10 protein-coding genes and 4 pseudogenes are annotated in these 8,625 nt (G+C 56.0%); 5 read left to right on the forward strand and 9 right to left on the reverse strand.

Translation table 11 applies throughout. The features are described from left to right. Together AB5Y72_RS03695 and AB5Y72_RS03700 are read left to right on the forward strand one after the other, a co-directional pair. Positions 1-333, forward strand: a pseudogene (locus AB5Y72_RS03695) (IS1595 family transposase); the annotation flags it as partial. 309 nt (positions 334-642) lie between these two features. Next, a pseudogene (locus AB5Y72_RS03700) lies at positions 643-879 on the forward strand (IS5/IS1182 family transposase); the annotation flags it as partial. 56 nt (positions 880-935) lie between these two features. On the opposite strand, the gene AB5Y72_RS03705 reads toward AB5Y72_RS03700, so the two are convergent. From AB5Y72_RS03705 to AB5Y72_RS03740, 8 genes are all read right to left on the reverse strand, one after another. After that, positions 936-1,901: a KpsF/GutQ family sugar-phosphate isomerase gene (locus AB5Y72_RS03705; protein WP_043133539.1), complete on the reverse strand. Its 966-nt coding sequence runs from the start codon at positions 1,899-1,901 to the stop codon at positions 936-938. A gap of 32 nt (positions 1,902-1,933) precedes the next feature. Further along, positions 1,934-2,698, reverse strand: coding sequence for a DNA-binding transcriptional repressor (locus tag AB5Y72_RS03710; protein ID WP_368198608.1), 765 nt, complete (start codon positions 2,696-2,698; stop codon positions 1,934-1,936). Between the two features lie 100 nt (positions 2,699-2,798). Then, a complete protein-coding gene (locus AB5Y72_RS03715; protein ID WP_043133537.1) occupies positions 2,799-3,155 on the reverse strand; it encodes a transcriptional regulator GutM in 357 nt (118 codons plus the stop codon). 101 nt (positions 3,156-3,256) lie between these two features. Next, a complete protein-coding gene (srlD, locus tag AB5Y72_RS03720) occupies positions 3,257-4,033 on the reverse strand; it encodes a sorbitol-6-phosphate dehydrogenase (protein WP_043133536.1) in 777 nt (258 codons plus the stop codon). Positions 4,034-4,119: 86 nt separating this feature from the next. After that, positions 4,120-4,491 carry a PTS glucitol/sorbitol transporter subunit IIA gene (locus AB5Y72_RS03725; protein ID WP_043133535.1) on the reverse strand — a complete coding sequence of 124 codons (372 nt, stop codon included), beginning with the start codon at positions 4,489-4,491 and terminating at the stop codon, positions 4,120-4,122. Positions 4,492-4,510: 19 nt separating this feature from the next. After that, positions 4,511-5,491 carry a PTS glucitol/sorbitol transporter subunit IIB gene (locus AB5Y72_RS03730; RefSeq protein WP_368198609.1) on the reverse strand — a complete coding sequence of 327 codons (981 nt, stop codon included), beginning with the start codon at positions 5,489-5,491 and terminating at the stop codon, positions 4,511-4,513. A 20-nt stretch (positions 5,492-5,511) separates the two neighbouring features. After that, the gene (gene srlA, locus AB5Y72_RS03735) at positions 5,512-6,069 is read right to left on the reverse strand and encodes a PTS glucitol/sorbitol transporter subunit IIC (protein ID WP_043133530.1); all 558 of its coding nucleotides are present in this window, start codon (positions 6,067-6,069) and stop codon (positions 5,512-5,514) included. Between the two features lie 410 nt (positions 6,070-6,479). Further along, positions 6,480-6,677: a hypothetical protein gene (locus tag AB5Y72_RS03740; protein WP_104452075.1), complete on the reverse strand. Its 198-nt coding sequence runs from the start codon at positions 6,675-6,677 to the stop codon at positions 6,480-6,482. Between the two features lie 191 nt (positions 6,678-6,868). Here AB5Y72_RS03740 and AB5Y72_RS03745 point away from each other — a divergent pair, with 191 nt between their 5' ends. Both AB5Y72_RS03745 and pgi read left to right on the forward strand, forming a co-directional pair. Then, positions 6,869-7,513 carry a transaldolase family protein gene (locus tag AB5Y72_RS03745; RefSeq protein WP_101618233.1) on the forward strand — a complete coding sequence of 215 codons (645 nt, stop codon included), beginning with the start codon at positions 6,869-6,871 and terminating at the stop codon, positions 7,511-7,513. A gap of 60 nt (positions 7,514-7,573) precedes the next feature. Then, a pseudogene (pgi, locus tag AB5Y72_RS03750) lies at positions 7,574-7,750 on the forward strand (glucose-6-phosphate isomerase); the annotation flags it as partial. Positions 7,751-7,809: 59 nt separating this feature from the next. Here the strand turns inward: pgi and AB5Y72_RS03755 are convergent. After that, positions 7,810-7,995, reverse strand: coding sequence for a hypothetical protein (locus AB5Y72_RS03755; RefSeq protein ID WP_368198610.1), 186 nt, complete (start codon positions 7,993-7,995; stop codon positions 7,810-7,812). 203 nt (positions 7,996-8,198) lie between these two features. Between AB5Y72_RS03755 and AB5Y72_RS03760 the strand changes: the two are divergent. Then, positions 8,199-8,625 (forward strand): annotated as a pseudogene (locus AB5Y72_RS03760) (IS1595-like element ISAeca5 family transposase); the annotation flags it as partial.

The raw sequence follows: 8,625 nt of genomic DNA on the forward strand, positions 1-8,625 counted from the left end.
ATGCTCAAGCACAAGCTGCTGCAAGCCATGAAAGAGTCCGATGACAAGCAGCCCATCAGCGGCATCATTCAGCTCGATGATGTCTACTGGGGTGGCGAGCGCCGTGGTGGCAAACGGGGTCGGGGCGCGGCAGGCAAGACGCCGTTTGTGGCAGCAGTGGCCCTGAACAAGGAAGGACATCCAATCAAGATGCGGATGACGGTGGTCGATGGTTTCAAAACCAAGTCCGTTGCTGATTGGGCAAAACGGCATATTGCCAGTGGTAGCGCGGTGATATCCGATGGATTGGCCTGTTTCAAAGCGGTCAAGGAGGCCAATTGTGAGCACCTGGGGAAGGTGCGAATAAGTGACCAAACATAAAAATGCGCCTTTGTAAGCATTTGAATTTAATAAACTAATTTTTTCAGTTTCGTTGTGGAGGGTGCTTATTCGCACCCTCCCTAACGAAGTTCAGAACACTCGTGCACGGTGAATCGCAAGATTCGGCTGATGCAGAACATTAACCCAACGCAGTTTCATACCGTGCGAAATACCCAAGAACTGCAAGTCGCTCCCCGCCAACGCTGGACTTCTCAGGCAGCTTGCCCTTATCCACAGATTTGGTCTGCGGATGAGGTATGCCGGAATAACCATCCTTGCCACGCTTTGGTAGCCCAGGCCGCGTCTCAGGGGATGGAGGTGGTGATCCCGTCGAAGCGGAATCGTAAGGAAAAGCGAGAGCACGACAGGGAAATGTATAAGGTAAGGCATCTGGTAGAAATTGCCTTTCTCCACCTGAAACAATGGCGAGGGATAGCCACGCGGTATGCGAAAAACACCGCTTCGTTCGTGGCGGCTGTCCGGATCCGCTGCGTGGCATTATGGGCTGCCATCTTATGACGACAGCCTCTAGCAGGAAAACTACAGCAAAATGATGGCTCGCGCCTTTCGCTCCATCAACGAATACCAGCTTTATATATCTGATGAATACTGATCACCCCCAACAATCGAGCCTCATCAGACACCACGGGGACAGCATTGATGCGATGTTCGTGCATAAGTTCCAGTGTGGCAGCCGCCAGACCGTCCGCTTGGACCACCACCGGTGTTCGGGTCATCAGCTCGGTGACACAGGTATCCAGGGGCAATGTTTTTTCCAAAGAGCGCCGCAAATCACCATCCGTGAAAACTCCCAAGATGCTGCCCTGATCACTACTAATCACTACTAGCCCAAATCCACCACGACTCAAAGCCACAATGGCATCCCTCAAGGATGTGTCTGCAGAACAAACTGGTATTGGTAGCTCAGGGTCTAATATATCCTTGTTGCGTAGCAACAATCGGGCACCCAGGCTACCGCCCGGGTGAGAAACTGCATAGTCCTGCTCGTTGAAATCGCGAATGCGCATAGCACTGATGGCAAGGGCATCGCCCATCATCAGGGTGTTGATGGCACTGGAAGTCGGCGCCAGACCGAGAGGACAGGCCTCCTGCTGGACGCTGATGTCGATGACGTGATCGGCCTGTCGCGCCAGATAGGAGTCGAGCTTGCCGGTGAAACCGATCACCACCAGACCCTTGTGCTTGAGCAGCGGCAGCATGGTCTTGAACTCGCCGGCCTCGCCGGAGTTGGAGATCATGATGACCAGATCCCCCTTGGTGATCATGCCCAAATCGCCATGCAGCGCCTCGGCGGGATGGACGAAAAAGGCGGGCGAGCCGGTCGAGGCCAGGGTCGCGGCAATCTTCTTGCCGATATGGCCGGACTTGCCGATGCCGGTGACCACTATCTTGCCCGTACAAGCAAGGATGGCCTCGCAGGCCGAGACGAAGGAATCATTGAGCCGAGAGCACAGCCTTTGTGCCTCGGCCAGTTCGATACTCAGGGTTTCATGAGCGTAGCGCTGGATCTGTTCACGCATGACGAAGGGAACCTCTGGGGATTGGGGGGAGTTCAGACCAGCACCACCTGGATGCCATGCTGCTCCAGCGCCTGCCGGTCAGCATCGCTGATGCCCTTGTCGGTGATGATGATGTCGATCTTGTCGATGGGCACCACCACGTTGGGCGTCTTGCGGCCGAATTTGCTGGAGTCGGTCACCACGATGATCTGCCGTGCCGCCTGGCACATGGCCTGGCTCACCTGATATGCCTCGTTGAAGGTGGTGGTGCCCTGCTCGACATCGAAGCCGTCGGCGCCGATGAACAACTTGTCGAAGGTGAATACGCGAAAGGCCTGCTCTGCCTGGCTGCCATGAAAGGAAGCGGAGCGTTTGCGGTAGGTGCCACCCGGCATCAGCAGCGTCACGTTGCTGTCCAGCGCCGCTGCTTCATTCATGATGTGCAGGCTGTTGGTCATCACCGTCAGCGCTACCCGCTCTGCCAGCCAGGGCACCATCTGCAGGGTGGTGCTGCCACTGTCGAGAATGATGGACTCGCCATCCCGGACCAGGCTCGCGGCCCTGGCGCCGATGCGCTGCTTGGTGTTCAGATTGAGCACGGTTTTCTCGTCCATGGAGTGATCTTCCAGCGCCGGCTGGGTGAACGCCTCGGCGCCGCCATAGCGGCGGACTACCAGCTGGGCCTGCTCCAGATGCCGCAGATCGCTGCGCACCGTGGCGCCGGTGATGTTGAAATGGGCGGCCAAATCGTTGACTGACGTTCTGCCATGTTCGCGCAGATAACGCATCAACATTTCTCGACGAGTTTCAATGGACATACCTGAATCCCTATATGCTGAATTTAAAAAGCCATAGGCTTCATTTCCTAAGAATGTACACTGAAATTTTCATAATGAAAATTATATGACAACCGAATTGTCATTTTATTGACAGCGCGCAGGTTACCGCTTCGCGTACCGGCGGTGCCAGTTCGGCCAGTTGTCGCTCGGTCAGCGGGATACGGGCATGCACCAGAGTGTCCAGCGTCTGGGGTCTGGCGAAGATGGTCAGGCCACGCATGATTTTGGCATCGACAATCACGCCGTTGGCATCATGGGCCAGCACCACCAGGGTGCGCGGGCGCCAGCGGGAGGCCGTGCGGCCGATCTTCACCGAGCCTTTGAGGCTCATGTCCTGCAGCATGCGATTGAAAGCCCGTACCTGAAAAAAGCCCAGGCCGATCTGCAATCCCCAGGCCACCAGGGCAAACACGATCAGAAGATTAATGGCATCCATTTAGCACCTCACAATGAAAAAAGGCAGTGTACGACACACTGCCAAAAGATTAGGTTCTCAGGAGTTTCCCACACAGTTGGAACTAGAGCATCACCTGACCACTAGAACATCACCTGACCACCGGTAATGTTGATGGACTGGCCGGTGCAGTAGCTGGCCTCGTCGCTGGCATAGAACTTCAGCACGTTCAGTACGTCCTGGAAATCGCAGCCACGCTTGAGCGGCACCTTGTCGATATAGACCTGCTCCACCTGATCCTCGGGGATGCCCAGCTTTTTCGCGTATTGCGGCAGCAGGGACTGGAACATGGGACTCTTGAGCAGGTTGCCCAGCATCAGGGAGTGGACGGTGATGTTGTGCTCGGCCAGGTCCAGCGCCAGCGATTGGGTCAGACCGACACCGCCAAACTTGGCTGCCGAGTAGCCGGAGTTGTGCTTGGAGCCCACCTTGCCGGACTTGGAGTTGATCTGGATGATGCGGCCGCCATTTTGGCGGATCATCACCTTGGAAGCCTCACGGGCACACAGGAAGTAACCGGTCAGGTTCACCTCGATGGAGCGGTACCAAGCATCCAACGGGAACTGATCGATCTTGGCCGCGGTCGCCGTGCCGGCATTGTAGACCAGCAGGTCGATGCGCCCGAAGCGATCATCGACGGCACCGACCATGCGCTGCACATCCGCTTCCTGGGTGGCATTGGCCTGCACGGCCATCACGTTCTCAGCACCATGCACCTCGGCGATTTCGCTGGCGGTGAGCTTGGCGCTGTCGGCGTCCATATCTGCGACTGCCACCCGATAGCCGGCCTCGGCCAGCCCCTTGCAAAGGAAGGCGCCCAGACTTTTACCGCCGCCAACTACCAGTGCTACTTTTGACATGTTACTCTCCTCGATTGCTGTATCTCGCGCCCCCCTGCTTCGAGCCGCTAACTCAATGATGCAGGGGGAGCGTGAGTCTTGATTGTTCAGTTCAGTTCAAACGTGATTTCGGTGCCGATTTCCAGTTCCGGGACTGTCGGGCAAGTGCCGCTCACATGCACGGTTCCTGGGTATTCCGCTTCATCGGCGCCATCGAAACGGATGGTGATGTGACCCAATTCGCCGAGGTTCTGGTTGACTACGTCGCCTACCGCCGTGATGGGAAAACGTGTCTGACCCAGAACGAAATCCCCTCCCACCTTGATGTCATCCAACAGCGCTGCGTGCGGATGGATGTAGCAGTAGTCCGCTACGTCTGCCGGGGCATTGTCATCGAACAGTATCATCATGTTGTCATCCAGGGCTTCGGCAGCAAACTCGCCGATCTTGGTCACTTGGGTTTGGTACAACATAGTCATTTCAGTCCTCGTTTGAGCGTTATTGGTAGATGAAGTAGGAGGCGAGCCAGGCCAGCAGTACGGTCGGCGCTCCGGTCAGGAACCGTGAGTAAAGCACGGACGGCACCCCGATTTGGACTGTTTTCGGCTTGGCTTCGGCCAGGCTCAGACCTACCGGGATGAAGTCACAGGCAGCCTGGGCATTGATGGCGAACAGGGCCGGCAGTGCCAGGTGCGGCGGAATGTTGCCAAGACCGATCTGGGTCCCTACCAGCACACCGATGACCTGCGCGATGACGGCGCCCGGGCCAAGGAAGGGTGACAGGAACGGGAAGGAACAGATCAGCGCCAGGGTCATCAGGCCAACGGGACTCTTGGCCAGCGGGATCAGGGCTTGTGCAATCACATCACCCACCCCGGAGGCCAGGATGACCCCGATCAACATGGACACGAACGCCATGAAGGGCAGGATGGAGCGCAGCACCGTATCGATGGTTTCGCGGCCGGCCTGGAAGAAGGTGGACATCACCCCGCCCATGCCGATGCCGATGCGGGCCAGCAGGCTGTCGCTCTGCTCGCTCAGCTTCTTGCTGCTGTCATATTGCGGCGCTTCTTGTTTCGCCGCTTGTTTCGGCTGGCTAGGCGCATTCCCGGCCTGGGCTTGCAGCTGGATGTTGTCCGGCTGCACGCCAGAGACATAGATATCCTCCTCGATGAAGTTGGCCAGCGGGCCGCTCTTGCCGGTGGAGTGAATGTTCACCGTCGGGATCCGCTTCTTGGGGTAGAGGCCGCAACGCAGGGTGCCACCGCAATCGATGACGGCGACCGCGATCTCGTCATCCGGGATGGAGGTCTTGAAACCGTCCACCGCTTCCATGCCGGAGAGTTCGACCATGCGGTCCACGATGTCCGGTCGGGTGCCCGCGGTGATGTAGAGGACCTTCTTGCCCGGCTCGATGTCGATGGTCAGAGGACCACCCCAGCCGCCGCTGCCTTTGGTGATGTACAATGAATTTGCCATGATGTCTGCTCCTGGTTGGCTTACTCGGCTACGCGAATGTGGACGTCAGTGCTGAGGCGAACGCCTTGCTGTTTTTCCACCATGGCGGTAGTGAAGTCGGTCACCCAGCCGCGGAAGAAGTTGCTCACCATACCGACCAGCAGGTAGCTGATGGCCAGGGGAGCCAGCGGCATGCCCAACGTGGTCAGGCCATTGGCAATGCCCAGATAGACGAACAATTCACCGGGGTTGATGTGCGGGAACAGGCCATTCATGGAATGACAGCTGTAGGATGCGGCTGCGTAGTAGGACGGCTTGTAACGCTCCGGCAGGAAGCGACCCAGGCTCAGTGTCATGGGGTTCATGAACACGAAGGTGCCGATGACCGGCAGTATCAGGTAGCGGGACACCGGGTTGCCGGCGCTCTTGGCAGCCAGGCGCTCCACCCGCTCCTGTCCGATGAACTGGATCAGGGCGTTCATCGCCACCATCAGCGAGATCAGCAACGGCAGTATGCCGGTAACCATGCCGACAAAGACGTCTCCGCCTTTTTGGAATAGTGCAATGAACCATTCCGCTGCATGAATAATTACATCCATGGTGTAGTCCTCAAGTTGACTCCATCTGTGAAGGGGACACGTCCTGCCGTTGATAAGGTGCCGGACGTGCGGTTGGTTCCAGGTTGCAGCTGTTCGCTTATCGTGTTTGGCTGGCGACCCGGTAAGTTGATATTTTCACACTGAACGTCACTTTGCTAATTTTGGTTTTCATAATGTGACCAAGTTGGCGTTTTTTGTCCAGCCTAGAATGCCTGTTCCCGCTACGGTTGCTTCGCTGGTTTTCAAACGGGGCAACGACATCCCCACTCCCTGAGGCGCCCCAACTGCCCCTCCCTCCCCATACACACATCGCGGCCGCACAATGGCACCTCGGGCGCAATTAAACATATCCTACTGTTTTATATATGCTTTATTTTGTGCGCGCTTTAAATTGGTGATTCAGATCACGCTTATTTTTGCGGCATATCGATAACCGTTAGCAACCTAGCCTGGACCGCGATCCGGTTTAGATCGTTCTGACCTGGCACGAACTGAGCGAGTTCGCCGCCCGTGAGCGCAGGAATGACAGCAATAGCCTCACCGCAGAGATACGAAATGTATAAAAAACTGTTGATCTGATTTTCAAAATCAATGATCTTGGTTTTCATTTCTTTGTAAACAGGGAAAGTTGAAAATTCTTTCTGGCTTGCGCGGGATGGTCTCGCCCGCGCCACATGGACCCGCTAGGGAATGACAGCAGTCAAAGACGAGACGAACAGCGGCAATATGATTGCCCCCTGGAGCTACGGGTCACCCTCGACAGGGCGGAGATGCCGCATTTCACACTGAAGGAGTGCTCATGTTGTATCTGGATTCAGCGAACATCGAAGAATTACGCCCCTGGGTGCACCAGCTCAGCCTGGACGGTATCACCTGCAACCCCAAATTGCTGGCCCAGGCCGGGATCAAGGCCGACGACTTCATCGGGCAAGCCAGGGCGTTGGGCTTTGATCGCCCTCACCAACTGTTTGTGCAGGTGACGGCCACCGATACGGCCGGCATGGTGGCACAGGCGAGACAGCTCTGGTCCCGCTGGGGCGCAGTTTACTGCAAGATCCCGGTGTCACCGGCCGGCCTGACCGCCATCCACCAGCTGAAGCGTTCCGATGACGCCAGCGGCGCCATCTGCGCCACAGCCATCTACTGTGAACGGCAGGCTTTCCTGGCCGCCCGGGAAGGTGCCGACTACCTGGCCCCCTACGTGAACCGCATCGACCGTGAAGGCGGCGACTTCCAGCGCGTTATCGGCCGGTTGCGGGAGCTGCTGGAGCGGCAGCAACTGCCCGCTCGGATAGTGGCCGCCTCGTTCGCCATCCCCGAACAGCTGACCCAGGCCCTGCTGGCCGGCGCCCACGATCTGACCGTCAGTCCAGCCCTGCTGACTCAATACCTTGCCAATGCCCAGACAGCACAGGCCGTGGCCGAATTTGCCAGCTACGGCTGACGCTTGTTTCCACATCGATAATCGCGCCTATCTCCAAATAACACAGGAACCCATGCAATAATGAAAAACATCAACCCGACCCAGACCCAGGCCTGGAAGGCACTGGAAGCCCACTTCGCCGCCAACAAGGAGCGGCAGCTGAAGGATCTGTTTGCCGCCGATGCCGAACGCTTCAACAAATTCTCCACCACCTTCGGTGGCGACATGCTGGTCGACTACTCCAAGAACCTCATCACCCAGGGAAAGTGCGAACAAGTATCCCAAGAACAAAAAATGAAAATTTTAGTCATTTAATATCAATGGGTTACCAGTAAATGCTCTCGTGCCATATGACTTATTCGCACCTTCCCTAATCTCTCATCAAAATGCTCTATGGCATTTCGTAATTTCTTATCATAAAGAGGACTCTTTTCATCCACACCAAAAACTCTGCGCAAAAAAGTTGCACGTTTTTGATGAATATCCTTCTTTTCTTTCTTCATGCCACCATAGGATGGGTAGAAGTACCTTGCCACTGCACCGCTATGATTGATGAAGTTTTGTAGGCTATCTAGTAACTCATCTTTTCTATCTTGAAGCCCAATCTTCCCACTAGATATGGCCTCAATATATTTCCTGATTACCCATGATTAGCAGTCACCACGAGCTATACTGATCTTACGTACAGTTACTGAGGTGCGAGATCATGGCCAAAAGCAAAGTCCAATTCCAGAAAGGCTACAGCCTGTTTGATTTTTTCAAGGACTATGGCACTGAAGCGCAGTGCGAAAACGCGCTGCTCGCTTGGCGTTTTCCGAACGGTTTCATCTGTCCTGAGTGCGCCAACAAGACCTGCTGTCGCCTGAAAAGTCGGCCACGCGTGCTGCAATGCAATAACTGCCGTCACCAGATGTCATTGACTGGAAACACGATTTTTGCAAACACCAAACTCCCACTGACCAAGTGGTTTCTGGCGATGCACCTGCTGTCACAGACCAAAACTGGCTTGTCAGCGATGGAGCTAAAGCGCCAGTTGGACGTCAAATATGACACCGCCTGGATGCTCAAGCACAAGCTGCTGCAAGCCATGAAAGAGTCCGATGACAAGCAGCCCATCAGCGGCATCATTCAGC

It is taken from the genome of Aeromonas sp. R7-4, from assembly GCF_040908055.1.
Lineage (GTDB): Bacteria > Pseudomonadota > Gammaproteobacteria > Enterobacterales > Aeromonadaceae > Aeromonas > Aeromonas sanarellii.